This is a genomic window from Streptomyces sp. NBC_01381 (assembly GCF_026340305.1).
Taxonomy (GTDB): Bacteria; Actinomycetota; Actinomycetes; order Streptomycetales; family Streptomycetaceae; genus Streptomyces.
Map to the genome: position 1 here is coordinate 2311566 of NZ_JAPEPI010000002.1, position 25062 is coordinate 2336627.

Genomic DNA, 25062 nt, shown 5'->3' on the forward strand with positions numbered 1-25062 from the left:
GCGCGAAGCGAGGCTCCCGGCCTGCGGGCCCGCGCCGAGGTCGCCGAGTCGAGCGCCGCGACGACAGCCTCCTCGAAGAGCCGTCAGTGCTCTCTTCGCGGGGGTTGGGGCTCAGGCGTCCCGGGATGTCTGCTCAGCGTGGTGCAGGACGTGTTCCACCAGGGTGATCAGTACGTCCTTTCCCGATGCCCGGTCACGTACGTCGCACAGGGTGATGGGCACGTCGGGCGGCAGGTCGAGGGCGCGGCGCACGGACTCGGGGGCGTGGGTGCGGATGCCGTCGAAGCAGTTCACGGCGATGGTGAAAGGGATGCCGCGGCTCTCGAAGTAGTCGACCGCCGCGAAGCTGTCCGCGAGGCGGCGGGTGTCGGCCAGGACCACCGCGCCCAGGGCGCCGGTGGCCAACTCGTCCCAGACGAACCAGAAACGGTCCTGGCCGGGTGTGCCGAAGAGGTAGAGGACCAGGTCGTCGGCCAGGGTGATGCGGCCGAAGTCCATGGCGACGGTCGTGGTTGTTTTGGTTTTCACCCCCTGAAGGTCGTCGACCGGGCGGGAAGCCTCGGTGAGCTGTTCTTCCGTGCGCAGCGGTCGGATCTCACTGACCGAGGCGACCAGGGTGGTCTTGCCCACGCCGAAGCCGCCGGCGACGAGCAGTTTCAGGGCGGTGAAGTCGGCGGCGGGTGCGGCTTGTTCAGAGTGCGCGGAGGCCATTGATCACTTCTCGCAGGAGAGGGATGTCGGGGCGTGCGGTGTGTGCGGGGGCGGCGGGCGGGGCGATGCTGATCAGGCCGTGGGTCGTCAGGTCGCCGAGCAGGACGCGTACGACACCGAGCGGGAGGCCCATGTCCGAGGCCAGGTCCGCGACGGGCCGCGGGCCGCTGCCGCACAGGGCCAGCAGATCGCGCTGTTCGGGCGGCAGCACAGGCCCGGCGGTGGCTCCGGTGGCTCGGACGACGGCCATCAGGTCGATGCGCTCGGCGCCGTTGTCCGTGTGGGCGCGGCCGGCGGTCATGGCGTAGAGGCGGACCAGAGGGCCTGCCGCCTCGTCGTAGCGGTCGGTCCAGGCGTCGGTGGTCCGGTCGGGGTGCGGTCCTGGCCGGTTCGGGTGCGGGCCGTGCCGGTTCGGGGGCGGGGTCGTCATGGGGCGTCGTCGCCGTCCGTCCTCGTGGGGACGTCCAGGTGTTCGCGTACGCGCTCGACGAGGACCGCCATCTCGTACGCCACCAGGCCGATGTCGGCATGTCCGTCCGTGAACACGGCGAGGCACGAGCCGTCGCCCGCGGCCACCACGAAGAGGAAGCCGCCCTCCAGCTCGACCATCGTCTGGACGACGCCGCCCGCGTCGAAGTGCCGGCCCGCGCCCTTGGCGAGGGAGTGGAAGCCCGCGGCGATCGCGGCGAAGCGCTCGGACTCGTCGCGGCCAAGACCCGTGGAGGCCCCGACGCAGAGGCCGTCGCCGGAGAGCATCACCGCGTACCGGACCTCGGGGACTCGTGTCACCAGGTCGTCGAGGAGCCAGTCGATGCCCGCCCCCGGTCCCTCAGGGGTGTGGTCGTCCCTGCCGCCGCCCAGGCTGGTGACGTTGTAGGTCGGGGTCATCAAAGACTTCCTTCAGTGGTGGTGTCCGGTTGTTCCCGCTGGGCCCGGCGGCGGCCGGAGCTGAGGGAGGCCATGGTGGCTCGGGCCGCCTCGGGCGAGCGCCGGGTCGAGCGGGGTGCCGGGGGTTCCGGCTCGCCCTTGCGCAGCTCGGGGGCGAGGTTCGCCTGACGGACTCTGCGCGGGAGTCCGTCTTCGGTGGAGGGTTCCCCGTCCTTGTCGGTGGCTGTGTCCGTGCGTTGGCGGGGGGACGGCTCCGGGTCATCCAACACGGGCGGAGGCGGCTCCGGCAGATCCGGCTCTGGCGGAACGGGCTCCGGCAGAACGGCCTTCGGCGGAACAGGCGTCGGCAGGTCCGGCTCCGGAAGATCTGGCTCCGGAAGTGGACGCAGGCCCGGCTGCGGGGCCTCGAGGATGTGCCGCGGGATGACGATCAGCGCCGTCACTCCGCCGTAGACCGAGCGGCGCAACGTCACTTCGAGGTGCCGGCGCTGCGCGAGGCGGTTGACCACGAACAGGCCGAGCCTGCGGGAGTCGAGGAGGTCGACGTCCGTCGCGCGGATCCGCTCGTTGGCCGCGGCCAGCGCGTCGTCCCCCATGCCGAGACCCCGGTCCTCGATCTCCAGGACGGCGCCGGCACCGACCTCTTCTCCGCGGACCACCACGGGGGTGTGCGGGGGCGAGAACTGGGCCGCGTTGTCGGTGAGTTCGGCGACGAGGTGCACCAGGTCGGCGACCGCGCTGCCGTCGAGCCGCAGATCGGGGATGCCCTCCAGGCGTACGCGCTTGATGTCCGCGGCCTCCGCGATGCCCGCCCGGACGGTGTCGATCAGCGGCACCGGGTTGCGCCAGGCACGGCCCGGTGCGGAGCCGGACAGGATGAGCAGCGATTCCGCGTGCCGGCGCATGCGGGTCGTCAAGTGGTCGAGCCGGAAGAGGTCTTCCAGCTCCGTGGGGTCGTCCGTGCGGCGCTCCATCGTGTCCAGAAGCGCCAACTGGCGGTGCAGGAGGGCCTGACTGCGGCGGGCGAGGCTGACGTACACGCCGGAGACGCCGGTGAGGACGGCGGCCCGGCCCGCGACGGCACGCAGGGCGGCCCGTTGGACGGTGGTGAGCGCGGCTCCGACCTGCCCTACCTCGTCCCGGATTTCGGTGCGGGCGAGCGGCGCCTCCTGGTCGAGGTCGATGTCCTCGCCGTTGTGGATGCGGCGCATCGCGGCGGGCAGCCGGGTGGCGGCGAGGTCGAGCGCGGTGTTGCGCAGCCTGGTGAGGTCGGTGACGAGACCGCGTCCGATCCGTACGGAGAGCAGCAAGGACACCGCGACGCCGACCAGGCCGAGAATCACCGCGAGGCCCGAACTGCCCAGTGTGGAAAGGGAGTAGGGCTCGGCTGTCGTGCCCGCCGCCGTCGCCCGGCGTTCGGCGTCGGCGAGGCCGGAGAGGGTCGGCACCGCACCCGCCCGCCACTCCTCGGCCGTCACGGCGCCCACGGCACGGGACGCACCGGCGTGCAGCACGGCGTCCTGGGCTTCGGTCACACGGCTCGTGGCCCCGGCGTCAAGGACCTGGTGGTACGCGCCCGCATGCGGCGGCTTCAAGTCCGGTACCGCTGCTCGCGTCAGCTCACGCTGCAGCGCGACGTCCCCGACGAACTCGCGGTACTGCGCGGGTGACATGGCTCCCGTCGCCCTGGCGGCGCCCAGCACCGCGTCCTGCCGGCTCAACGCCTCGCGGGCGCGGGCGAGTTCGATCACGTCACGGGAGTCCGAGCTCGCTTCGTGGCGCTCTCCGCGTTCGGCGCCGGAGAGCCCCGTACGCACCGCGAAGGCCCGGTCGACGGCGGTGGTATAGCGGGCGAGGAGAGTGTCCGCTCCAGTGGTGCGGTTCTTGGCGGACGCGCGGGTCGCGGTGAGCGACCGGGCACTGCCCTGGAGTCGTTGGATGCGGTCCGGCAGCGTGGTGTCGAGCGCGGCGATGTCGGTGGTGTCGGAGGCTATGCCGGAGCGCAGGGCGGTGACGGTCTTGTCGGTACGGGACGCGGCCGCGTCCAGGGTGCTCTCGGTCGCGGCGCTCGGGGCCGCGCGGTGGGCGACGGCCGCGGTGCGCTCGGCCTGTACGGCGGTGGTGAAATCCGAAATGGGCCTGATCAGAGCGGAGTTGATCTCCTTGAGCTGCTCGGTGGCCGAGACCTGGGATGCGGTGGTGACCGCGGCGTGGCCCCACAGGGCCATCAGCGAGACGACCGGGACGGTCAGCAGCGTGACGACCTTGGCTCTGATGGATTTGGGGCGCAGCCGTTCGGGCAGCAGAGGGCGTTCGGGCATGGCGAAGCGTCTCCTTGGCGGAGCAGGAGTGTCTGGGGGGGGGGAGGGGAAGAGGGGAAGAGGCGAGCGGCGCGAAGGGCGCGGGGGAGTGCTGGGCTGCGACGCGGCCTCAGGCGGCCGGCAGCTCCACCTCGCGCAGCGGCCGTGCGGCGGCCTCGTTCTGGGCACGCTCTTGGGCGCTCGGCGACAGGGCGACGTAGGCGCAGGTCAGGAAGAGGAAGGAGCCGAGGACCACGGCCAGCGGCAGGATGAAGGAGGTGGCGCTCGCGCCGTCGAGTGCGGTGGTTCCGGCGTGGACGGAGACGGAGGCGGCCGCCATGCCCGTGTAGTGCATGCTGCTGACGGCGAGGCCCATGACGAGGGCGGCGCCGGCGGCGATCGCGGGGCCGCGGATGGTGAGCGCGGCCCACAGCGCGGCCGATGCGGCGACGATGGCGATGACCACGGAAGCGGCGGTGACGACGGGATCGTACGAAAGGTCGCCGTTGAGCCGGACCGCGGCCATGCCGATGTAGTGCATCGCGGCGACGCCGAGTCCGGTGCCGAGCCCGCCGAGCAGGACGGAACGGATGCGGGAGCCGCCGTAACCGGCGATGAAGACGCCGCCCCCGACGACTCCGATGGCGACGATCAGGCTCAGCAGGGTGAGCGGGATGTCGTAACGGATCGCCGTGCCGTCGACGGTGTAGCCCAGCATCGCGATGAAGTGCATCGTCCAGATGCCGGCCCCGATCGCGATCGACGCGGTGACGAGCCAGTTCCTTCTCGATTTTCCCTCGGCGGCCAACGCCCGGACGGTGCAGCGCAGTCCCAGCGCGCTGCCGACGACGGCCATGGCGTACGACAGGGCCGGAGTGATCCAGCCGCCTGCCAGATGGTGCATGTGACCCACGGAATTCCTCTCGCTCAGCGAGGTCGGCCCCCCGACGGTCCGGGACGCTAACACGCAGGCGATCTTCCGCAACAGCGCTGGAATCATGGGGAAAAGCCGCCTACCAGCGGGTAGGCCCAAGATCAGGGGGCACGCGGCGACAGCGCGTCCATCGCCCGCGAATTCAGGTGCGACCCTTGTCACGCCGCGCCTCGGGGCGCTTCGGGCATTGGGGTCGAGACAACCGGAAGGTGTCACTCCGGCACGGAGTCGGCATCGGCATCGGCGCCGACCGCGGCATCGGTATCGGCACCCGCACCCGCACCCGCACCCGCACCCACACCCACACCCGCACCCGCACCCGCATCCGCCCAGCGCCGCCGGATCTCTCCCGCCTGTCGGTCGAGGCAGTCCATCAAGGTCGCGATGGTGGAGGCCGCCGACGTGCGCAGGGTGACGACGCTGATCTCGCGCGCCAGGGGCTCGCCTTCGAGCTGTCGCAGGACGACGTCCGGATGCGGAGTCCCCAGGGCGAGGCGGGGGATGACCGCCACTCCGGCGCCCGCGGCGACAAAGCCCTGGACGACCGCGTAGTCGTCCGTCCGCAGCGTGTGCACGGGCTGGAACGAGTGTTGCGCGCAGGCACGGGCGAGAGCGCGGTCGCAGGGATCGCCGGGATCGGCGGCACCGATCCAGTTGTCCTCGCGGAGATCCTCCAGGCGGACGTGCGTCTGTCCGGCGCAGCGGTGGTCCTCCGGCAGCACCAACTGCAGTGGGTCGTGCAGCAGGGGATGCAGATCGAAGTCGTCGTCGAGGTCGAGCCGGTCGCCCGGCTGGGAGAAGACGAGCGCCGCGTGCAGTTCCCGGGCCCGCAACCCCTTGAGCAGAGTGGGCAGTTCACCCTCGGTCATGGAGGCATGCACGCCGGCCTGGAGCAGCACCTTGACCGCGGGCGGCAGCAGGAGGGCGCCGGCGGTCGGGAAGGTCCCGATGTGCAGGGTGCGGGTGCCCAGCTCGGCCAGATCGCGGACCTCCCGCTCGGCCAGACCGAGCCGCTCCAGGACCGCTTCGGCATGCGGCAGCAGCGTGGCGCCGAGTTCGTTGAGCTCGGCTCCCCGCGGTCCGCGCTGGACGAGCCGGGCACCGAAATGGGACTCGAGCGCGGCCAGGTGGTGGGTGATCGTCGGCTGGCTGTAGTGCAGCATCCGGGCCGCCGCCGCGAGTGACCCCTCGCGCGCGATCGCGGTAAGGACATGCAACTGACGAAGCTCAAGCATATAGACAGCATATGGAGGGGTGTAGATAACTCCTGTGTTCCTCGATGACTGAAAGCCTGCGACGCTCGGCGGCGTGAACAGCACCGCCACCGCGGCAGTCGCCGCACGATGTCCTACCGCCGCAGGTCAGCACCATGCTCCGTACGCCGCGGCGCTGCAGGCCCACGCGGGCCGCGGCTGGCTCCGGCTGAATGTGCCCGGCCACGGGGCGGACACCGCCCGGTTCGATCAGCTGACGTCGCTCATGGGCCCCGACGCCCTCCGCCTGGACTTCCCGCCTCTCCTGGAGGGCCTCGATCTCGGCACCGGATCGCCGCTGGCCCAGGCACTCGACCTCGCGGCGGCCGCCTGGGGCGCACGCCGCACCTGGTTCCTGACGAACGGGGCGTCGCAGGGAAACCAGATCGCCTCGCTCGTGGCTCCGTCCCTGGGCCGCGCACTGGTCGTCCAACGCAGTGTCCATTCGAGCGTCATCGACGGTCTCGTCCTTTCCGGGCTGCGCGCCCGCTTCGTGCATCCGTCGGTCGACGCCGACCAGGGCATCGCGCACGGCATCACCCCTGAGGACCTGGCCAAGGCGCTGGCGGAGCATCCGGACGCCGCGGCCGCCTACGTGGTGACTCCCAGCTATTTCGGTGCGGCGGCGGACGTCCGCGGCCTGGCCGACGCCGCGCACTCCGCCGGCGTACCGCTGTTCGTCGACGAGGCCTGGGGCTCGCACTTCGGCTTCCACCCCGACCTGCCGGCCGGTGCCCTCGCCCAGGGGGCCGACCTGGTCGTCTCCAGCACGCACAAGCTGGCGGGCAGCCTCACGCAGTCGGCGATGCTGCACCTCGCCGAAGGACCGTTCGCCGAGCGCCTCGAGCCGCTGGTCGACCGTGCCTTCCGCATGGTCCAGTCGACGAGCGCGAGCGCGCTCCTGACAGCTTCACTCGACGTCGCACGCGCCGCTCTCGTACGCGACCGGGCAGCCATCGGAGCATCCGTGTCCACCGCCGACCAGATGCGACGAGTGATCCGCAGCCTTGGCCGCTTCGCCATCGTCAGCGACACCTTCGGGAGATTCCCCGACATAGCCGCCGCCGATCCCTTGCGGATCGCGATCGACACCCGCAGCGGCGGCATCAGCGGCCACGAGGCGCGGCACCGCCTGTCACGCGACCACCAGATCATGGTCGAGGTGGCGACGGACTCCGCGATCGTCGCGGTGGTGGGCGCGGGGTCCGTCCCGGACACGGATCGCTTCGTGGAAGCGCTGCACTGCCTCCCGTCCGCACCGCCGGACAGCGCGCCCACCGCCGACCGCCCACGGCTGCCTCCCCCCGGACCCGCACTGATGACGGCCCGCGAGGCCTTCCTCAGCCCTTCCCGGGCGGTACGCGCCGAGGACGCCGTGGGCATGGTCTCGGCCGACACCCTGGCGGCGTATCCCCCCGGAATCCCGAACGTGCTGCCGGGCGAGGTGATCACACGCGAGGTGATCGACTTCCTCCAGCTCACTGCTGCGGCGCCCAACGGTTACGTACGCGGCGCACTCGACCCAGCTGTCGGGGGCCTTCGGGTCGTCGATGCCGGCGCCTGCTCCTCGCTCTGAACTCCCGCGTCGACCATCGGACGCGGCTTCGGGATCTGAGCCCTGTCCCCGTACATCCACTGCGACAGCGCCACCCGCAGCCGCTCCGCCCGCCGTACCCGTCTGCGGACCCCGTGCTCGTCCGTGTCCGGCAGTGCTTCGAGCGGGGTGGGCTGTTCGTGCTGGGTCAGTCGGTGCAACTCGCCTTGTTCCAGGGGTTCGTGGATCTCCACGAACTCGCCGTGCGGCAGTCGCCGTATCCGGCCCGTCTCCCTGCCGTGCAGCACCTTGTCGTGGTCCCGTCGCTGGAGCCCGAGGCAGATCCGTCGCGTGACCACGAACGCGATCACCGGGCCCGCGAAAAGGGCCACGCGCACGAACCAGGTGACGGCGTTCAGGGAGAGATGGAAGCGCGTCGCCCAGATGTCGTTGCCGCCGCCGATCAGCGCCACGAAGAAGATGGTGAGCCAGGCGACGCCAAGTCCCGTGCGCACCGGGCGGTTTCGGGGGCGGTCCAGGAGGTGGTGTTCGCGGTGGTCGCCGGTGATCCACGCCTCGATGAACGGATACACGCCGATCATGAGCAGGATCAGAGGGAACACGATGAAGGGGATGAACACGCCCAGGGCCAGGGTGTGGCCCCACAGGGTGATCTCCCAGCCGGGCATCACGCGGACGAGGCCCTCCGCGAAGCCCAGGTACCAGTCGGGCTGTGCGCCCGTGGAGACCTGGTCGGCGCGGTAAGGGCCGTACGACCAGACCGGGTTGATGGACGCGATCGCCGCGATCACCGTCACGACACCGAAGACCAGGAAGAAGAATCCGCCCGCCTTGGCGAGATACACGGGGAAGAACGGCGCGCCCACGACGTTGCGTTCGGTCTTTCCGGGGCCGGGGAACTGGGTGTGCTTGTGGTAGACGACGAGGATCAGGTGCGTCACGACCAGCGCCGCCATGATGCCGGGCAGCAACAGGACGTGGATGGAGTAGAAGCGGGCCACGATGTCGTCGCCGGGGAATTCACCGCCGAAGAGGAAGAACGAGAGATACGTTCCGACGACCGGTATGGAGAGGAGCGCGCCCTCGACGAAACGCAGCCCCGTACCGGACAGCAGGTCGTCCGGGAGTGAATAGCCCAACAGGCCTTCGAACAGGGCGAGTACGAGCAGCAGCCAGCCGAACACCCAGTTCAGCTCGCGGGGTTTGCGGAACGACCCCGTGAAGAAGTGCCGCATCATGTGGACCAGCATGGCGGCGACGAAGATCAGCGCGGCCCAGTGGTGAATCTGCCGGATGAGCAGTCCGCCGCGTACGTCGAAGCTGATGTCGAGCGTCGATGCGTACGCCTCCGACATCCGGACCCCGTTCAGCGGGAGGTAACTGCCGTGGTAATCCACCTCGTTCATCGACGGGTGGAAGAACAGGGTCAGATAGATGCCGGTGATGATCAGGATGATGAACGTGTAGAGACAGATCTCGCCCAGCAGGAACGACCAGTGGTCGGGGAAGACCTTGCGGAGATATTTGCGGCTGATTCCGTAGACGCCGAGCCGTCCGTCGGCCCAGTCGGCGACGCGTTCGCCTCCCGTTGCCCGCTGCTCGGTCCGTTTCGGGGTGGTGCTCTCGGACATCCCTTGCCTCCCGTGGGCGCTCACACACGGGACGGGCCGGGCGGGCGGAGTGTGACATGCCGGAGCCGGTGTGTGGCCCATGTCACGGAAGGGCGGGGCGCGTTGGCGCCGAGAGGTGGGGTCGCGAGGCGACGCCGAGAAGTGACGCTGTGAAGGGGCGCACCGTCCGATCTGGTGCGCCCCTTCGATCACCCACAGGTTTGACCCGGGGTTCAGGCCTGCCGGTCCCTCATCTCCTGCTGGCGCGCCGCGCGGTCCTCAGGCATACCGCGCTCCGCCTGCTGGCGCTGTCGATCGCTGCGCTGGCCGGCCTGACCGGGCTCCTGCCGCTGACGCTGACCCTGCTGGATGGGGTCCTGCTGGGGGTTGTTGCCCTGCAGGGGGTTGTTCCCCTGCTCGCGCCGGCGGGCAGATCGCTCTTGCTTACCCATGAGTGTCACTCCTCGTGAGTGTCGGGGGGATGGGTTCCTTCATCGTGGCACGCGCGGACACTCTGGGCATATCGGACAGTTACGCTGTGCGATCAGGCCTGTTGGAGGGGGCTAAGGCTCGTCGCTTTCCGGCATTCCCCACGCCTCCCGGAACCGTTTCAGGGCGAGCCGTGTCGCCGCCGGGGACAGGGCGAGTTCGCGACGCGCCTCTGCCAGGCGTTGCACGTCCCATTCGTTTCCGGCGTCCTTCATGTCGTCGAGGGTGGGGAAGTTCTTGCGGCCGAAGAAGTCGAGGAGGGTGAGCATGAAGTCGCCGTACGCCCCCAACTCGTCCCACTGGCGCCGGGTTTCGGGTGAGGGGCCGGTGTCCGCCGCGTTCTCCGTCGGCGGTGCGGATGCGTCGATAAGGCGCCGGACGGCGTCGCGTGCGAGCGCTGTCTGCTCGTCCCCGGGCCGTTCTTGCAGGAGCAGGACGGCCAGGCGGGTGTCGTCCATGCGCTGTGCCCAGTCGGGCGGGTGGTCGGCCCTGGCAAGGAGGACGCGGAAGCCGGACAGGGTCTCCCTGAGCTCGTCCCAGAGCAGGGCGTGGGCCACCTGGGGCAGTTGATTGCGGCCGCTGCTGGGGATGGTGACCATCCGGCGTGTGTAGCGGATCAGGTCTCGTGTGATGCCGCCGGAGAGACAGTGCGCGAGGGCGATGAAAGGGGTGGTCAGGCCGGGGACCCGGTTCTGGAGTATGGCGTGCGATTCCTCCAGGGTCCGGGGCTCGATATGGACGACGTCGTCCAATGAGCTGTCGATGATGTCCCGGACCGGGAGCCCTCGGCGGACGAAATCGGCGCCGACGTCCTCGGCGACGGAGATGAGGAAGTAGACGTTCGGAATACCGAAGACCGCCTTTATCTCGGCGAGCAGCGATCGTGCGTCGTCCGCCGTACCGATGCGGTCGATCTCGTCGATGACGATGAAGATCCGGCCGTTGTCCGCCGCCTTGGCCATGCGTTCCAGCAGGTCCCGGAAATGAACCACCAGCTCAGGGAAAGTGAGCGTGCGCGAGGAGAGGGTCGTGGTGCGGCCCGCGCCCACGGTTCCGGCGGAAAAGGGCGTAAGACCCGTGGTGGTCGCCAGACTTGTGCTCTGCGCGGTCCGCAGGAGATAGAGGTAGTTGACGCATTCCTTGAGGAGCGGCGACTTCTTCTGCCACCTCGGCAGCGAGACCAGAATGCCGAGGCCGAGCAGCGCGAGCGGTACGCGCGTCAGCCACGGGTGGTCCGTCCAGAGCTGCACCGCCGATGCCCAGATGTCATCCCACGTACGCGTCAGCCATCCGGAGAAGCCGCCGTCAAGGGACCGGTTCATCGCCCGTGCCGCCGGTGCCAGCGCGACGGACAGCAGGACCGCGGCGACGAGAAGCCGGCCCCCGAACGACACCGCCCCGCGGATCCGCAGCAGGATGTGCTTGCGCAGCTTGATGAGGAAGACGAACGACGAATCGGGCGCCCGCCCGTGCATCGCCAGGAATTGCTCGCACACCCGCTGGAACAGCGAGAGCAGGAATTCCTGCGGGACGTAGGCGGAAGGGATTTCCACGGGGACCACGAGATGGTTGTCCGCGCGCCGCTTCTCCGCCAGGTCCCTGAGGAGAGTGGACTTCCCGACGCCGCGCGGACCGGAGATCGCCAGGGTCCCGCCGGCCATCAACTCCATCTTCGCTTCGAGGCTCTCCTGCTCGCGGTGCGGAACGACGTACCGCAGATCGTGCACCTCGACGAGCCCCAGAATGTCGGGCGTGACGAGCAGGGTGTTGTGGTCTTCCCCGATCAGGCGTCTGAGTACAGGACCCACTTGATCCGCGAGCGCGGCCGGCAGGGAATTGCGCCACTGGCGGCGTACGAAAGCGACTTGCCAGCGCAGTGTCACCAGCCAGAGCAGCAGAAAGAGACGCCTGGCCGATAAGCGCGTGCGTCCGTACTCTTCGACCGCTCGGTCGCGCTGCTCCACGGCGTCCTGGTATTCCTCGTACTCCCCGTACCCCGAGGCCAGTACCTCACCGACGACATGCTCCCGGTGGAACTCCGCCGTGACTTTCTCCTCGTCCACGCCCGTCATGTGCTGCTGCGCCAGATAGCCCCTGAGCACCTTGTCCTCGGCGTGCAGGCGGCTGACGGCGTCCCCGTAGGTCAGCTCGTCCGCAAGCCGGTTCCAGACCGCCTTCGCCGGCTCCGGGTCGTCCACCGTGCCTCCGCCGCATCACTCGGACCGTTGCGGCACAGGAACCCCGGTCGCCGCACAAGCCGTGACTGTAAGTCATGCGAGACGGCAGGCCTAGCCTCCATTCCGTGCGGTGGGTGCGTAACGCAGCAGTACCGTGCCCGAGGTGAAGGGCCGTGTCTCCAGGAGGTCCAGGCGGATGTCGGCGGACTCGAAGAGGCGGGCGCCGGAGCCGACGACCACCGGGAAGACGAACAGCCGGTACTCGTCGACCAGGTCCTCGGCGATCAGTGCGTGGACCAGTCGTGTGCTGCCCGTCGCCACGATGTCGCGGCCCGGCGCCTCCTTCAGCGCCCGTACCTCCTCGACGAGGGGGCCGCGCAGCACGGTGGAGTTCTCCCAGCCGGGGTCGCCGATCGTGCGAGAGACGACGTACTTGTCCACCGCGTTCAGATAGCCGGACACCCCGGTGGGGTCGTCCTCCTGGAGTGGCCAGAAGCCGCGGAACGCCTCGAAGGTGTTGCGGCCGACGAGCAGGGCGTCGGCCGCCGCACGGTGCTCGGCGACGGCGGCCGTGATGTCGGACTGGTCGGTCTCCTTGTCCAGCGGGTCGAACCACCCCCCGGCCATGTCCATCACGCCGTCCAGCGTGACGTTCTCCGTGACGACGAGCTTGCGCATGGGAGCCTCCTGTGACGTGTGCGTCCACAGGGGTAGACCGCTCCCGTGGCGCCGAATCATCGCCGGTCGGAGAGCGTTCCGCCGCCGCGGCTGCCCAGACTCGTCAGTACGTAGATGAAGAGCGCCGCGAACAGGCCCACCGCCCAGCCGTAGTCCGCCAGGGGCTCAAGGAAGGGGATGAGGCCGTCCTCGGGGAACGGGCCCTTTCCCGGGGCCGAGTGGGAGCCGCCCACCGCGAGGGTGCCGCCGATGGTGAAGGCCAGCAGGGCCCGCCAGTTCCAGCCCGCCGTGTACCAGTAGCGGCCGTGCGGGCGGTAGAGGTCGGCGAGGTCGAGGACCGTACGGCGGATGATCCAGTAGTCGGCGATCATCACGCCCGCCACCGTGCCGAGGAGACCGCCGACCACCCCGAGCCAGGTGAAGATGTACAGCTCGGGCGTCGCCGTCAGCTTCCACGGCATGACCAGGACGCCGATGACGCCCGTGATGAGTGCTCCGGTACGGAAGTTGATCAGCTTGGGGGCGAGATTGGACAGGTCGTACGCGGGAGAGACGACGTTCGCCGCGATGTTCACCGAGACCGTCGCGACCAGGACCGTCACCAGGGCGAAGAGCAGGCCGAACACGTTGTCCGTCTTCGCGGAGAGCTCCACCGGGTCCCAGATCGCCGCTCCGTAGACCGCCTGCGAACCGGAGGTGACGAGGACCGAGAGCAGCGCGAAGGCCGTCATCGTCGTCGGGAGACCCAGGGACTGGCCCCAGACCTGGGCCCGCTGGCCCTTCCCGAAGCGGGTGAAGTCGGGGATGTTCAAGGACAGGGTGGCCCAGAAGCCGATCATGCCCATGAGGGAGGGGAAGAAGACCTTCCAGAAGTCCGCGCCCCAGCCCAGTTCCGAGGGCTGGTCCAGGAGCGGACCGAAGCCGCCCGCCTTCGACGCCATCCACACCAGGAGCACCACCGCGCCGATGAGGACGAACGGCGCCGCCCAGTTCTCGAAGCGGCGCAGTGCGTCCATTCCCCGGTAGATGACGGCCAGTTCGAAGGCCCAGAAGACCACGAAACAGAGCCACAGGGTCCAGGGATAGCCGCCCACCTCCGATGCGCTCGCCCAGCCGCCGAAGATCTTGCCGAGGAGCAGGAAGATCCCCTGGCCGCCGATCCAGGTCTGGATGCCGAACCAGCAGCAGGCCACCGCCGCGCGGATCAACGCCGGGAGATTGGCGCCCCGCAGTCCGAAGGAGGCGCGCGCCAGGACGGGGAACGGGATGCCGTACTTGGGTCCCGCGTGGCCCGTCAGAAGCATCGGGAGCAGCACGATCACATTGGCCAGAGCGATGACGAGCACCGCCTGCTTCCAGTCCATGCCGAGCGCCACGAGGCCGGAAGCCAGGGTCCAGGAAGGGATGTTGTGGGCCATGCCCACCCACAGGGCCGTGTAGTTGTACACGCCCCAGGTCCGCCGCTCCATGGGGACCGGAAGGAGGTCCTCGTTCGCGAACCGCGGGTCGTCCAGGGTGACGCCGTCGGCGAGCGACACCCGGCCGTCGGGGTGGGAACGCTGGGTCGGGATCGTGTGCCCGGTCGCGGTGAGCTGAGCCGGGGAGGAGACGGGGGTGGGGCCGGCGGAGGGAACGGGGGGAGGACTGGCGTCGTTCATGGGCAGGCCGTTCTTGACAGGGCACGCCCGGCCACGATGGCTCGTGCGGAGGTGCCACGTGACAGGGACAGGGCGCTGTGCGGGTGCCGTGATCCAACGCGGAGTGGAGAGGACTGTACAACTCCCCTGACACTTACGGGAGTAGCGGTTCACAGATGGGGAGAGGCATGAGCGGGGCGCAGGGGGACATAACGGTCGGGCAGCTGCTGCTCGCCGAGTATCAGGTCGTCAAGGACGAGCAGAAGGCCCGGATCGGGTTCCGCGACAATCTCCTGTACGTGACGCTGGCGGCCGTCGCGGCACTCGTCGCCGCCACCGCACAGACCGAACGGGCCTCGATGCTCCTCGCATTGGGGCCCGTCTGTGTCGTCCTGGGGTGGACCTACCTCGTCAACGACGAGAAGATCTCGGCGATCGGCGCCTATGTGCGGGGCGATCTCGGGCCGCGCCTCGCGGAGCTGGCGGCCACGGACGAGAGGGCGGACTCCGCGGCCCCCGCGCCCCCGGCGGCCTTCGGCTGGGAGACCGCCCATCGCGGTGACGCGCGGCGCCGCTCGCGCAAGGTCATCCAGTGCCTGGTCGACCTGGTGGCGTTCTGCGTGGTGCCGCTGGCCGGCCTCGTCGTCTTCTGGGCCGACGGGGAAGGAGGCGGACTGCTGCTCGCCCTTTCGGTGGTGGAGGCGGCGGCGATCGCGGGCCTGGCCGCCCAAGTGGTGGGGTATGCGCGGCCGTTCGGCAGGTGATGACGGGCAGCGCCCTACGAGGGCCGTACCGCCGTCACCAGCCACACCCCCGCCCGCATCCGCACCCCGCTCTCCGTCGCGTACGGACGGAACACGTCCTCCAGAGCGGCCCGCGCCTCGGGAGCCACGGCCCGGCCCGGCGTGCGCGACAGCATGAAGTCGACCGCGTCCCGCGGGGTTTCGCCCCAGACGGCCTCGATGCTCACGGGCGTCACCGTGACGTCCTTGTAGGCGGCGAGCGCCTCGTGGATGCGGTCCGGGTCGGAGAGCGAGGCCATCGCGGCACGGGTCGCGAGCGCGTCGGCGGACGGCTGCTCCCCGGGCCCTGCCTCGTCTTCGAGGAGCTTGCCGAAGAGAGCGAGAGCCCGGGCTTCCTGGCTCGCTTCACTTGTCTCCGCTGCCTGCTCTGCCTCCTCCGCCTCCTCTGCCTTCTCTGTCTCCCCGACGGGCTGCGGACAGACGAACACGAGCCGTCCGCCGGGCCGCAGCGCACGCCCGATGTTCTCGAACGCGGCCGCGTGATCCGCGAAGAACATCACTCCGCCCCGGCTGATCGCCACGTCGTACGCCGCGGCCGGGAAGGCATGGACCTGGGCGTCGGCCAGTTCATACGCCGCGTTGGGGATGCCGTCGGCCGCGGTGCGGGCCCGGGCGACGTCGAGGAGCGGCGCCGAGATGTCGACGCCGACCGCGTGGCCGTGCGCGGCGCGCCGGGCCGCGACCCGGGTGGTGCCCCCGGCGCCGCAGCCGATGTCGAGGACACGGTCGCCGGCGCCGATGGCCGCGGCCTCGAAGAGCGTGTCGTTCAGGCCGCCCAGCATCGTGTCGAAGCGCCCGTGATGGGCGGCCCAGTGGGTGCCCACATCGCCGTTCCAGGCCTTGACCTGGCGGGAGTTGGCGGCGGCGATCTTCTCCGTGGTCATGACGCCTCCCTGGTGAGGTGGGCGGTGATGCCGCTCTCGATGCGGTCGACGGCGGCGAACGCGCCGTACGAGATCAGATGCACCAGGCAGTGGTCGCTGAACGGCGGCTTCTTCCAGGCGGCCACGTCCTCGTCCGTGATGCGGTACGGCGCGAGCGCGGCGAGCAGCGCGAGCCGTGCCCCCGGCCGGGACGTGCGGTCCGGCAGCGACTCCCACACCATCGGCGGATGCGCGCCGTCCCACGACGCCAGCGTCTCCTCGACGAGCCGCTGATCGGTATCGTCGAGCAGGCTGGCACCCATCGTCGCCGCCGCACGGAGCGCGGCGTACGCGGGACCGACGGGCGACCCCGCGGCCCAATCGGGGCCGGGCAGCGGCTCGTCGAGCAGGGCCAGCGAGTCGCCGGGCGTGACGGTGCGGCGGACCGCCTTCTGCAGCGAACGCCCGCCGAGCGAGCGCACCACGCGCAGGCGCTGCGCGTTGCACGGCAGCATCCGCTCGGTCATCAGCGACGACGCGACACGGTTGATGAAGTGGAAGGTGAGCGCGGTGCCGATGTGCGCGGGGGCGTGGGCGCGCGGGAACGGCGGCGCAAGCTCCGGGGCGCCCGGTGTGCGGGTGGCCTTGCCCCAGGCGAGCAGCCGCGCCTGGTCCGGGTCATCGGGCTGCTCGCCGCGCAGCACCCGCTCGGCGACACGGTGGTCGCCGGTGGCGTGCAGCATCACCGTGTGCGCGCTCACGCAGAACGGGCAGCGGTTGGCGAGCGAGACACCGACGGCGACCAGCTCGCGGTCGGTGCGGGTGCTGCCGCCGGGGGTGCCGTCACCTGGGGTGCCGTCACCGGGCGTGCCGTCGCCCGCGAGCAGGGACTCGCGGAGCAACGCCCAGGTGGCGGTGAACAGTTCGGGTGCCGGGGAGAGCGCGACGAGCGGCGCGGGCTCCGCGAGGCCGAAATCGACGGCCATCTGCGCGTAGGCGTCGGCGGTCCTGCCGGTCGCGGACTTCGGCAGTACGGGATCGGTGTATCGGAAGGTTGCCATGGCATCGAGAGTGCTGGTGCCGGGTGCGTCGGGTCGTCGTACGTCGGAAGGCAGTTGGGAGTACGTCGCCGGGGGCGGGCGGGGCCGTGACTACTGCGGCGGGAGTAGTGGGGAAGCGGTCTGCTCGGACGACGCCGTTGTCAGTGGGGCCGTTTATGGTTTTGAACACGCGGGGGAACGCGCGGATGCGCGGCGGGGTGCGGTGGGGGATCGACGGAGGGCGGGGGTGGGCAGGGTGGCTGGTCGCGCGGATCGCGAGGGGTGGCGGGTGTGGCTCGGCGACGCGGTGCTCGCGGCCGTCGTGGGCGTGATCGTCGTCGTCGCGGCGGTGTACGGGGACGATGCGGGGTTCCTTGACTACGCGCTGCTGGCGGCAGGTTCGCTGGCCCTGGCCGCGCACCGGGCGGTGCCCCGGGTCGTGCTCGCCGTCACCACCGCGTCTCTCCTGGGCGAGGTGCTGCACACGGGGGCGGACAGCGTGGCGGCGATACCGGTGGTGGCGGCCGTGCACACGGCGGCGCGGGCGGGCCACCGGGGTGTCGCTGCGGCGGCCGCGGGTGTGTTCCTCGCGGGCTTCGCGGTGGCGGGCCCCGCTGCGGACGACGTGGCCCAGCGGACCGTGCTGCTGGCCGGCTGGTTCCTGTGCGCCCTGGTCACGGGCCTCGCCGACAAGAACTGGCAGGCGTATCTGCGCCAGACCGAGCAGCGCGCCCTGGAGGCCGAGCGGACCCGCGAGGAGGCGGCGCTGCGCCGTGCGGGGGAGGAGCGGCTGCGGATCGCGCGCGAACTGCACGACTCGCTGACGCACAGCATCTCGATCGTCAAGCTGCAGGCGGGGGTTGCCGTCCACCTCGCCCGCAAACGGGGCGAGGAGATACCGCCCGCGCTGCTCGCCATCCAGGAGGCAAGCGGCGAGGCGATGCGCGAACTGCGCTCCACGCTGGACGTACTGCGCACGGACGAGCCGACCGGGAGCCCCGCGCTCCTGGTGGAGCGTGCACGGGCGGCCGGCCTCGACGTGGAGCTGACGGTGCGGGGTCGGGAGCGGGGCCTGGCCGGGGGCCTTGAGCGGGCTGCGTACCGGATCGTGCAGGAGGGCCTCACCAACGCGGCACGCCATGCGGGGGGTGCCGCGCGGGTGACGGTCGAACTGGACTATGGAGAGCGGGAGTTGGAGGTCCGGGTAACGGACGACGGGCTCGCCGACGCTGGGCTGCCGCCGGCGGAGGGGACGGGCCTCACGGGGATGCGGGAGCGGGTCGTCGCACTGGGCGGCACGCTGCGGGCGGGGCCGCGGGCCGAGGGAGGGTTCGCGGTGTGGGCCGAACTGCCGTTGGGGGTGGGGGGAGTGGCTTCGGGGGTGGTTGGTGCGGGTGTGGCCGCGTCTGCGCGTGCGCATGCAACCCAGGCTGTGCGTGCGGCGGGCTCGGAGGGGAACGGCAGGTCGGGGGTGACGGACGGCTCGGGAGAGATGGGTGTCGCAGGCAGCTCGGGAGTCTCGGACGGTTCCGGCGTCTCCAACGGCTCGGCTGGGGCGGGTGTATCGGGGAGCCCAGACGTCTCGGTGGGCTTGGGTGGATCGGCGGGCCTAGGCGTCTCGGCGGGCTCGGGTGACTCGGCGGGCCCAAGGGTCTCGGCAGATTCGGGTGAATCGGCAGGTTCGGGTGAGTCGGCGGGCTCGGGCGGCTCACGTGCTGCAGGTGTCTCGGGTGGCACGGGTGCTTTGCCCGGCTCGCGTGCGCCAGGCGTCTCGGATCGCCCGGGCGCCTCGCCCAGCTCACATGCCCCAAGTATCTCGGACGGCCCCGGCCCCGGCGCCCCGCCCAGCTCGGAGGCGAAGGTCGTCGCCGATGCCCGGCGGCGTGGGGAGTGGGCGTGATCCGGGTCGTGTTGGTGGACGATCAGGCGTTGATGCGGGCGGGGTTCCGTGCGCTGCTTGATGCCGAGGACGGGATCGAGGTGGTGGGGGAGGCCGCCGACGGGGAGCGTGGGGTCGCCCTCGTGCGCGAGTGCGTGCCCGACGTCGCGCTCATCGACGTACAGATGCCCGTGATGACGGGGATCGAGGCGACGCGCCGGATCGTCGCCGACCCGCGGCTCGGAGGCGTACGCGTCGTGATCCTCACCAACTACGGCCACGACGAGTACGTCTTCGATGCGTTGCGTGCCGGGGCCAGCGGGTTCCTGCTCAAGGACACCGAGCCCGCGGATCTGTTGCAGGGCATCGAGATCGTCGCTCGCGGGGAGGCCCTCCTCTCGCCCTCGGTGACCCGCAGGCTGATCGGAGAGTTTGTGTCGCGGCCGCCGGACCGGGCCACGGCGCCGGGCCTGGAGACGCTCACCCGCAGGGAGCGCGAGGTCACCGCGCTCGCCGCGCGCGGACTGACGAACGAGGAGATCGCCGAGCACATGGTGATCAGCCCGTTCACGGCGAAGACACATGTGAGCCGGGCGATGACGAAGCTCGGCGCGCGCGACCGGGCCCAACTGGTCGTCTTCGCCTACGAATCGGGGCTCGTGGCGGCCCGGAACGCGACTCCATAAGATCGCCGGGTGACCGTCATACCGTTCAGACATGTCGGGGCCCTCGCGGCTGTCGCCCTGCTCGCCGCAGGGTGCGGGCTCTCGGATGAGCTCGATCGGGAGAGGAACCCTGAACGGACGGCGGACGCCGCTCCCGAAAGCGGTCCTTCCGCCGCCGCCTCGGGTGTGCCCACGGCGCCCGGCCTGGCGTCGAGGACGCCGATCCCCGTCGAGGAGGACCCTGTGCCGGCCGTGCCCACTTCCTCGTGCCCGGCCTCCGGCGTGCGGATCGAGCCGGGCATGGTCGACGCCGCCATGGGGCTGCGCGCGATGAGCGTGACGTTGACCAACTGCGGAAAGCGGGTCCAGCGGCTGAACGGTTACCCGGGACTGAGGGTGCTCGACGAGCACCGTGAACCCCTCGACGTACAGATCCTCGAAGGGCCGGAACCCGTCACGCAGATGGACGACCCCGGGCCGCACCCCGTCACGCTGAAGCAAGGGGAGTCGGCCTACACCGCGCTGGTCTGGCGCAACACCGTCACCGACACGACGACGACCGCCGTCAGCGGCACGTATCTGGAGGTCACCCCGGCCAAGGGCCTGGGCAAGGCGACCGTGACGCCGCAGGGCCGGATCGACCTCGGCAACACCGGCCGCATCGGCACGACCGCCTGGCAGAAGACCCCGGCCGACGACACCAGGGCGTCCAGGCCTACGGCACCCGCACCGTCCACTCCGTCGAGTTAGCCGCAGCGCACGGTTCATTTTCATCGCCTTGGGTGTCCATATCAGGACAATCCGGCAGGCCGGGGATAGGTTCGCGCTCAGGGTGGTCGGTCGACCGTCGGCGCCGGCCCGCCCGGACGGGAGGCGACCAGGGGCTGATGAGTCACGCCGACACGAGCGAGCAGGCCACCACCAGATCCGGGCCGGCGGCCAAGCTGACGCTCCTGACGCTGACGACGATGGTCGTCGGCTCCATGGTCGGCGCCGGGGTCTTCTCGCTGCCCAGCCGCTTCGCGGACGAGACCGGTGTCGCCGGTGCGCTGATCGCGTGGGCGATCGCCGGCACCGGCATGCTGATGCTCGCCTTCGTCTTCCAGACCCTCGCCGTCCGCAGACCCGATCTGGACGCCGGTGTCTACGCCTACGCCAAGGCCGGGTTCGGCGAATACCTGGGCTTCTTCTCGGCGTTCGGCTACTGGGCAAGCGCCTGCGTCGGCAACGTGACGTACTGGGTCCTGATCATGTCGACGGTCGGCGCCATCTGGCCGGGCCTCGGCGAGGGGGACACCGGCCTCGCCGTGCTGCTGTCGTCCGTGGGCCTGTGGGGGTTCTTCCTGCTCATCAAGCGGGGCGTCAAGGAGGCCGCGGCGATCAACCGCGTCGTGACGGTCGCCAAGATCGTCCCGATCCTCTTCTTCGTCGTCCTGACGCTCTTCTACTTCAAGGCGGACGTCTTCGCCGACAACTTCGGCGGCGCGGACTACTCCGGCTCCCTCTTCAGCCAGGTGCGCGGCACGATGCTCGCCACCGTCTTCGTCTTCCTCGGCGTCGAGGGCGCCAGCGTCTACTCGCGCCACGCCAAGCGCCGCAAGGACGTGGGAAAGGCGACGGTCCTGGGGTTCCTCAGTGTCTTCTCCGTCTTCGCCTCGGTCACCATCGTGTCGTACGGCATCCTGCCGATGAACGAGATCGCCGCGCTCCGCCAGCCCTCGATGGCCGGAGTCCTGGAGTCCGCGGTGGGCACCTGGGGTCAGGTGTTCATCAGCGTAGGGCTCATCATCTCGGTGCTCGGCGCGTATCTGGCCTGGACGCTGATGTCCGCGGAAGTGCTGTTCGTGGCGGCCAAGGACGAGGACATGCCGCGCTTCCTCGGCCGCTCCACCGCCGCCGACGTGCCCGTGCCCGCGCTCCTGATGACCACATGCCTGACGCAGGTCGTCCTGATCGTCACGTCGTTCTCCGACGACGCGTTCAACTTCGCGCTCGACCTGACCAGTTCACTCTCCCTGATCCCCTATCTGCTCGCGGCCGCGTTCGCCGCGAAGATCGCGCTGCGGCCGGACGACCTCACCCACGGGGGCAGGGGAACGCGCGGCGAACTCGTCGTGGGCGCGATCGCGGTCGTCTACACGGCGTTCCTGCTGTACGCGGCAGGCCTCAAGTTCGTCCTCGTCTCGTTCATCATCTACGCCCCGGCCACGATCCTGTTCGTGATGGCCAGACGGGAACAGGGCAGACGCCTCTTCTCGCCGCGCGAGCTCGTCATCCTCGCCGTCTCGACCGCCGGCGCGGTGGTCGGTGTCATCGCCCTCGCGGCCGGCTGGATCAGCCTCTGACCCACCGTCAACTCACCTGCCCCCACGCCGTACTCGCATCGGAATCTGCATCGGAAAGGCACATCGTGACAAGCCCCGACACGCCGAGCACCCCGGACTACGGCGTCTACTCCGAGGTCGGCAAGCTGCGCAAGGTGCTGGTCTGCGCGCCCGGTCGCGCGCACCGCAGACTGACCCCCACCAACGCCGATGACCTGCTCTTCGACGACGTCATGTGGGTGGAGAACGCCCAGCGCGACCACGCCGACTTCGTCGACAAGCTCAAGGAGCGCGGTGTCGAGGTCGTCGAACTGCACGACCTGCTCGCCCGGACCATGGCGATCCCCGAGGCCAGGAACTGGCTTCTGGAGCGGAAGATCACCGCGAACGAGGTCGGGCTCGGTCTCATCGACGACACCCGCGCCTTCCTGGAGACCCTGGAGCCGCGCCGCCTCGCCGACTACCTCATCGGCGGCCTCGCCACCGCGGATCTGCCGGAAGAGTTCCGCTCCGCCTATGTGGCGCTCGTCCGCGAATCCACCGGCGTACGCGAGTACTTGATGCCGCCGCTGCCGAACACGCTCTACACCCGCGACACGACATGCTGGCTGTACGGCGGCGTCACGCTGAACCCGCTGTACTGGCCCGCCCGGCACGACGAGACGCTCCTGATGAAGGCCGTCTACCAGTTCCACCCCGACTTCACCGGCGCACAGGTGTGGTGGGGCGATCCCGAACTCGACTGGGGCCAGGCCACGTTCGAGGGCGGCGACATCATGCCGGTCGGCAACGGCGTCGTACTGATGGGCATGAGCGAGCGCACATCGCGGCAGGCCATCACACAGGTCGCGGCCTCGCTGTTCAAGAGCGGCGCGGCGGAGCAGGTCGTCGTCGCCGGCATGCCCAAGCTGCGGGCCGCGATGCACCTCGACACCGTCTTCACCTTCGCCGACCGCGATGTCGTCACGCTCTACCCGAAGATCATGGACGCCGTGCACTCCTTCACGCTGCGCCCCGGCGAAGGGCCGGCCGGCATGGACATCACCGATGAGGGCTCGCGTACGTTCGTCGACGTCGTCGCCAAGTCGCTCGGGCTCCCCGGGCTGCGGGTGATCGAGACCGGCGGAGACGTGTACGCCTCCGAGCGCCAGCAGTGGGACAGCGGCAACAACGCCGTCGCCCTGGAGCCGGGCGTGGTCGTCACCTACGACCGCAACACCCAGACCAACACCCTGCTGCGCAAGGCGGGCGTCGAGGTCGTCACCATCGTCGGCGCCGAACTCGGCCGGGGCCGCGGCGGCGGGCACTGCATGACGTGCCCGCTCATCCGCGACGCCGTCGACTTCTGAACCAGGCCGCGGCTCAGTACCGCTGGGCCTTGACCAGCTTCGCGGAGAGCTTCGGCTCCGGCGGCGCGTGGCTGATGGCGTACGCCTGGGCCCGCTCGCCGGGGTCGAGGTCCTCCTTGCCGATGTAGCGCGTCTCCACGGTCTTGCCGTCGGGATCCAGGAAGTCGACCTGGAGCGCGTACGACGCCTTCTCGTCCGTGCTGTTGGTGATGGTCACGATGGAGGCGAGCACGCCGCCGGTCTCGGAGCGCGGCTTGCCCGTCATCGACACGTCGGACATCGCGTTGCCCTCGCCGTCCACGTCCTTCAGCTCGTCCTGCGCGGCCTTCTGGACCCGCTCGGACTCCGCGGACACGGACGCCTCGAACTCGTCCGCGCGCTCCGAGGCCGATTCCGCCGCCTCCGATGCCGAAGCGCGCGCGGACTCGGCGGCCTCGGACGCGGCCGACTTCAGGGGCGACGCGGTCTTCTCCGAGAAGGACGCCGAATCGGGAGCCGTCGGCCGCTCGCTGATGGTCCGGCTGCCCTCGCTGGAGGGAGCGTCGCTGTCGGTGCTGCACGAGACGAGGGCGGCGGCCGTGACGGCGGCGGCCAGCGCGAGGGCGGCGGACACCGCCTTCCTGGGGCGTCGCGGCGCGCCGGGCGGCAGGGGATTCATTCGGTGCGGTCCTTTCACTGCTGCGACTCACTGCTACGGCTGGTCACTGCTACGACTGATCACGCTTACGACTGATCACTGCTGCGACTGACGTCAGTACCGCAGGGCGCAGGCGATCCCGCCCTGCTCGGTGAGCGTTCCTTCGGGTACGAAACGGACCTGCGCGCCGGTGTCCAGGGCCCGCTCCACGATCTCGTCCACGATGTCCTCGACGGCGTCGAGATCGTCGGCGGTGGCAGGCACCAGATGCCCGCCGTCGTCGCGCACGGTCTGCCGGAAGGTGTCATCGACGGCGAGCAGCCGGACCCGGTCGGCGGTCACGTTCTGCCAGACCTCGTCGAGCCCCGCGGCGAACTGCCGCCGGCCCCGTGCCGTGTCCAACTCCTTGAGCAGGGCGTCGAGTTCGGCCTTCTCCCGGTCGGCGACGAGCGGAGCCATCGCCTGGCCCACCGCGTCCGCGGGGCCGTCCGCGAGACCGCCGTGCGGCACCCGCGTTGCCTTCTTGGTGACCGTGCCGATGTCGTCGAGGAGGGAGAGCGCCGCGGCTTCCCCGGCCACGAACAAGGGGCGCGGGTGAGCGTCGAGGACGGCGCTCACCGCCTGGTCCGCCGCGCGTAGGAACGTACGGGTCCGCTCGTTGCGGAAGGTGCTCGGCAGATCGCCGATCCGCTCCTTGCGCTCGGCGTCCGGGTCGTCGAGGCTCCGGGTCAGCGGGAACCCGTCGGCGGTGTGCTCGCCGACCCGCTCCGGCGTGCCGTCCCACAGCGTGACGCGGTCGGCGGAGACGGCGAGGAGCCAGTACGGGCGCTCGGCGGCCCGGGCCGCGACGAGGTTGCGTGTCAGGAACGTGTCCGAGAGCACCACCCGCGACGGCACCGTCCTGGCGATCGACCACACCTGGTGTTCGCCGGGTGCGGCGAAGACCGCGAGCCCGTCCTCGGCGTGCACGAGATCGACATCGGCCACCGCCCGGTCCAGCTGCCCCGCCACCTCCGCGCGCTGCTCCTTGGTCACGGCCGGATCGGCGTTCAGGCGCTCCTTGGCCTCGGCGACGAGATTGCGCAGCCGCACGGGATCCTGGGCGTTGTCCGGTTCCCTGCGGTGCGTCGGCAGCAGGACCGTGACGGCCGGATAGGTGCGCGTCTTCCGCAGCTCGGCGAGGGCTTCCGGGGTGAGGGAGGGGTGCATGGGGCGGGCCCTTTCGGGACGGGTGGCTCGGGACGGGTGGCTACTGAAGGCCTCCGGTGCA

The 25062-nt window shown here is 70.4% G+C and carries 21 protein-coding genes and 1 pseudogene; 7 read left to right on the forward strand and 15 right to left on the reverse strand.

The window, feature by feature from the left end; genetic code table 11:
* Nucleotides 1-111 precede the first annotated feature (111 nt).
* The 6 genes from OG453_RS31950 to OG453_RS31975 all read right to left on the reverse strand — a co-directional run bounded on the left by OG453_RS31950 (nt 112) and on the right by OG453_RS31975 (nt 6068).
* Nucleotides 112-711: an ATP/GTP-binding protein gene (locus OG453_RS31950; RefSeq protein WP_266872030.1), complete on the reverse strand. Its 600-nt coding sequence runs from the start codon at nt 709-711 to the stop codon at nt 112-114.
* Entirely contained in the window at nt 692-1141 is a 450-nt protein-coding gene (locus OG453_RS31955; RefSeq protein ID WP_266872031.1) for a DUF742 domain-containing protein, read from the reverse strand. Before OG453_RS31955 ends, OG453_RS31950 begins: the two co-directional genes overlap by 20 nt.
* On the reverse strand, nt 1138-1599 hold the full coding sequence (locus OG453_RS31960; protein ID WP_266872032.1) for a roadblock/LC7 domain-containing protein: 462 nt from the start codon (nt 1597-1599) through the stop codon (nt 1138-1140). Before OG453_RS31960 ends, OG453_RS31955 begins: the two co-directional genes overlap by 4 nt.
* On the reverse strand, nt 1599-3920 hold the full coding sequence (locus tag OG453_RS31965; RefSeq protein ID WP_266872033.1) for a nitrate- and nitrite sensing domain-containing protein: 2322 nt from the start codon (nt 3918-3920) through the stop codon (nt 1599-1601). The genes OG453_RS31960 and OG453_RS31965 overlap by 1 nt, the downstream gene beginning before the upstream one ends.
* Nucleotides 3921-4029: 109 nt before the next feature.
* Nucleotides 4030-4812, reverse strand: coding sequence for an MHYT domain-containing protein (locus OG453_RS31970; RefSeq protein ID WP_266872034.1), 783 nt, complete (start codon nt 4810-4812; stop codon nt 4030-4032).
* Between the two features lie 233 nt (nt 4813-5045).
* Nucleotides 5046-6068, reverse strand: coding sequence for a LysR family transcriptional regulator (locus tag OG453_RS31975; RefSeq protein ID WP_266872035.1), 1023 nt, complete (start codon nt 6066-6068; stop codon nt 5046-5048).
* Nucleotides 6069-6141: 73 nt separating this feature from the next.
* Between OG453_RS31975 and OG453_RS31980 the strand changes: the two genes are divergently transcribed.
* Nucleotides 6142-7662, forward strand: coding sequence for an aminotransferase class I/II-fold pyridoxal phosphate-dependent enzyme (locus OG453_RS31980; protein ID WP_266872036.1), 1521 nt, complete (start codon nt 6142-6144; stop codon nt 7660-7662).
* Here OG453_RS31980 and OG453_RS31985 read toward each other — a convergent pair.
* From OG453_RS31985 to OG453_RS32005, 5 genes are all read right to left on the reverse strand, one after another.
* Nucleotides 7587-9272, reverse strand: coding sequence for a cytochrome bc complex cytochrome b subunit (locus OG453_RS31985; protein WP_266872037.1), 1686 nt, complete (start codon nt 9270-9272; stop codon nt 7587-7589). The two genes, OG453_RS31980 and OG453_RS31985, sit on opposite strands and share 76 nt — an antisense overlap.
* A gap of 212 nt (nt 9273-9484) precedes the next feature.
* On the reverse strand, nt 9485-9703 hold the full coding sequence (locus tag OG453_RS31990) for a hypothetical protein (protein ID WP_266872038.1): 219 nt from the start codon (nt 9701-9703) through the stop codon (nt 9485-9487).
* A gap of 111 nt (nt 9704-9814) precedes the next feature.
* Nucleotides 9815-11938, reverse strand: coding sequence for a P-loop NTPase fold protein (locus OG453_RS31995; RefSeq protein WP_266872039.1), 2124 nt, complete (start codon nt 11936-11938; stop codon nt 9815-9817).
* Nucleotides 11939-12028: 90 nt separating this feature from the next.
* Entirely contained in the window at nt 12029-12595 is a 567-nt protein-coding gene (locus tag OG453_RS32000) for a dihydrofolate reductase family protein (RefSeq protein WP_266872040.1), read from the reverse strand.
* A gap of 56 nt (nt 12596-12651) precedes the next feature.
* A complete protein-coding gene (locus OG453_RS32005) occupies nt 12652-14253 on the reverse strand; it encodes an NCS1 family nucleobase:cation symporter-1 (RefSeq protein WP_266872041.1) in 1602 nt (533 codons plus the stop codon).
* A gap of 167 nt (nt 14254-14420) precedes the next feature.
* Between OG453_RS32005 and OG453_RS32010 the strand changes: the two genes are divergently transcribed.
* Nucleotides 14421-14996: a hypothetical protein gene (locus OG453_RS32010; protein ID WP_266872042.1), complete on the forward strand. Its 576-nt coding sequence runs from the start codon at nt 14421-14423 to the stop codon at nt 14994-14996.
* A 14-nt stretch (nt 14997-15010) separates the two neighbouring features.
* Here OG453_RS32010 and OG453_RS32015 read toward each other — a convergent pair whose 3' ends face one another.
* The gene (locus OG453_RS32015) at nt 15011-15919 is read right to left on the reverse strand and encodes a class I SAM-dependent methyltransferase (RefSeq protein ID WP_266872043.1); all 909 of its coding nucleotides are present in this window, start codon (nt 15917-15919) and stop codon (nt 15011-15013) included.
* On the reverse strand, nt 15916-16959 hold the full coding sequence (locus OG453_RS32020) for a carboxymuconolactone decarboxylase family protein (protein ID WP_266872044.1): 1044 nt from the start codon (nt 16957-16959) through the stop codon (nt 15916-15918). Before OG453_RS32020 ends, OG453_RS32015 begins: the two co-directional genes overlap by 4 nt.
* A gap of 268 nt (nt 16960-17227) precedes the next feature.
* Here OG453_RS32020 and OG453_RS32025 point away from each other — a divergent pair.
* The 5 genes and pseudogenes from OG453_RS32025 to arcA all read left to right on the forward strand — a co-directional run.
* Nucleotides 17228-18298, forward strand: a pseudogene (locus OG453_RS32025) (sensor histidine kinase); the annotation flags it as partial.
* A 536-nt stretch (nt 18299-18834) separates the two neighbouring features.
* Nucleotides 18835-19503 (forward strand): response regulator transcription factor, encoded by a 669-nt coding sequence (locus tag OG453_RS32030; protein ID WP_266872045.1) that lies wholly within the window; start codon nt 18835-18837, stop codon nt 19501-19503.
* Between the two features lie 9 nt (nt 19504-19512).
* The gene (locus OG453_RS32035; protein WP_266872046.1) at nt 19513-20232 is read left to right on the forward strand and encodes a DUF4232 domain-containing protein; all 720 of its coding nucleotides are present in this window, start codon (nt 19513-19515) and stop codon (nt 20230-20232) included.
* 137 nt (nt 20233-20369) lie between these two features.
* Nucleotides 20370-21827, forward strand: coding sequence for a basic amino acid/polyamine antiporter (locus tag OG453_RS32040; RefSeq protein ID WP_266872047.1), 1458 nt, complete (start codon nt 20370-20372; stop codon nt 21825-21827).
* Between the two features lie 65 nt (nt 21828-21892).
* Nucleotides 21893-23155, forward strand: coding sequence for an arginine deiminase (arcA, locus tag OG453_RS32045; RefSeq protein WP_266872048.1), 1263 nt, complete (start codon nt 21893-21895; stop codon nt 23153-23155).
* Between the two features lie 13 nt (nt 23156-23168).
* On the opposite strand, the gene OG453_RS32050 is transcribed toward arcA, so the two are convergent.
* Together OG453_RS32050 and OG453_RS32055 are read right to left on the reverse strand one after the other, a co-directional pair.
* Nucleotides 23169-23813, reverse strand: a complete 645-nt coding sequence (locus OG453_RS32050; RefSeq protein ID WP_266872049.1) for a hypothetical protein — start codon at nt 23811-23813, stop codon at nt 23169-23171.
* Between the two features lie 93 nt (nt 23814-23906).
* Nucleotides 23907-25001: a chemotaxis protein gene (locus OG453_RS32055; protein WP_266872050.1), complete on the reverse strand. Its 1095-nt coding sequence runs from the start codon at nt 24999-25001 to the stop codon at nt 23907-23909.
* Nucleotides 25002-25062 lie beyond the last annotated feature (61 nt).

What these genes read in the sequence shown, in the direction of transcription:
- OG453_RS32015 (WP_266872043.1), bottom strand. Translation starts at nt 15,919, where the DNA reads ATGACCACGGAGAAGATCGCCGCCGCCAACTCCCGCCAGGTCAAGGCC.
- OG453_RS31955 (WP_266872031.1), bottom strand. Translation starts at nt 1,141, where the DNA reads ATGACGACCCCGCCCCCGAACCGGCACGGCCCGCACCCGAACCGGCCA.
- OG453_RS32005 (WP_266872041.1), bottom strand. Translation starts at nt 14,253, where the DNA reads ATGAACGACGCCAGTCCTCCCCCCGTTCCCTCCGCCGGCCCCACCCCC.
- OG453_RS31985 (WP_266872037.1), bottom strand. Translation starts at nt 9,272, where the DNA reads ATGTCCGAGAGCACCACCCCGAAACGGACCGAGCAGCGGGCAACGGGA.
- OG453_RS32040 (WP_266872047.1), top strand. Translation starts at nt 20,370, where the DNA reads ATGAGTCACGCCGACACGAGCGAGCAGGCCACCACCAGATCCGGGCCG.
- OG453_RS32050 (WP_266872049.1), bottom strand. Translation starts at nt 23,813, where the DNA reads ATGAATCCCCTGCCGCCCGGCGCGCCGCGACGCCCCAGGAAGGCGGTG.
- OG453_RS31975 (WP_266872035.1), bottom strand. Translation starts at nt 6,068, where the DNA reads ATGCTTGAGCTTCGTCAGTTGCATGTCCTTACCGCGATCGCGCGCGAG.
- OG453_RS31990 (WP_266872038.1), bottom strand. Translation starts at nt 9,703, where the DNA reads ATGGGTAAGCAAGAGCGATCTGCCCGCCGGCGCGAGCAGGGGAACAAC.
- OG453_RS32000 (WP_266872040.1), bottom strand. Translation starts at nt 12,595, where the DNA reads ATGCGCAAGCTCGTCGTCACGGAGAACGTCACGCTGGACGGCGTGATG.
- OG453_RS31965 (WP_266872033.1), bottom strand. Translation starts at nt 3,920, where the DNA reads ATGCCCGAACGCCCTCTGCTGCCCGAACGGCTGCGCCCCAAATCCATC.
- OG453_RS31950 (WP_266872030.1), bottom strand. Translation starts at nt 711, where the DNA reads ATGGCCTCCGCGCACTCTGAACAAGCCGCACCCGCCGCCGACTTCACC.
- OG453_RS32010 (WP_266872042.1), top strand. Translation starts at nt 14,421, where the DNA reads ATGAGCGGGGCGCAGGGGGACATAACGGTCGGGCAGCTGCTGCTCGCC.
- OG453_RS32055 (WP_266872050.1), bottom strand. Translation starts at nt 25,001, where the DNA reads ATGCACCCCTCCCTCACCCCGGAAGCCCTCGCCGAGCTGCGGAAGACG.
- OG453_RS31960 (WP_266872032.1), bottom strand. Translation starts at nt 1,599, where the DNA reads ATGACCCCGACCTACAACGTCACCAGCCTGGGCGGCGGCAGGGACGAC.
- OG453_RS32020 (WP_266872044.1), bottom strand. Translation starts at nt 16,959, where the DNA reads ATGGCAACCTTCCGATACACCGATCCCGTACTGCCGAAGTCCGCGACC.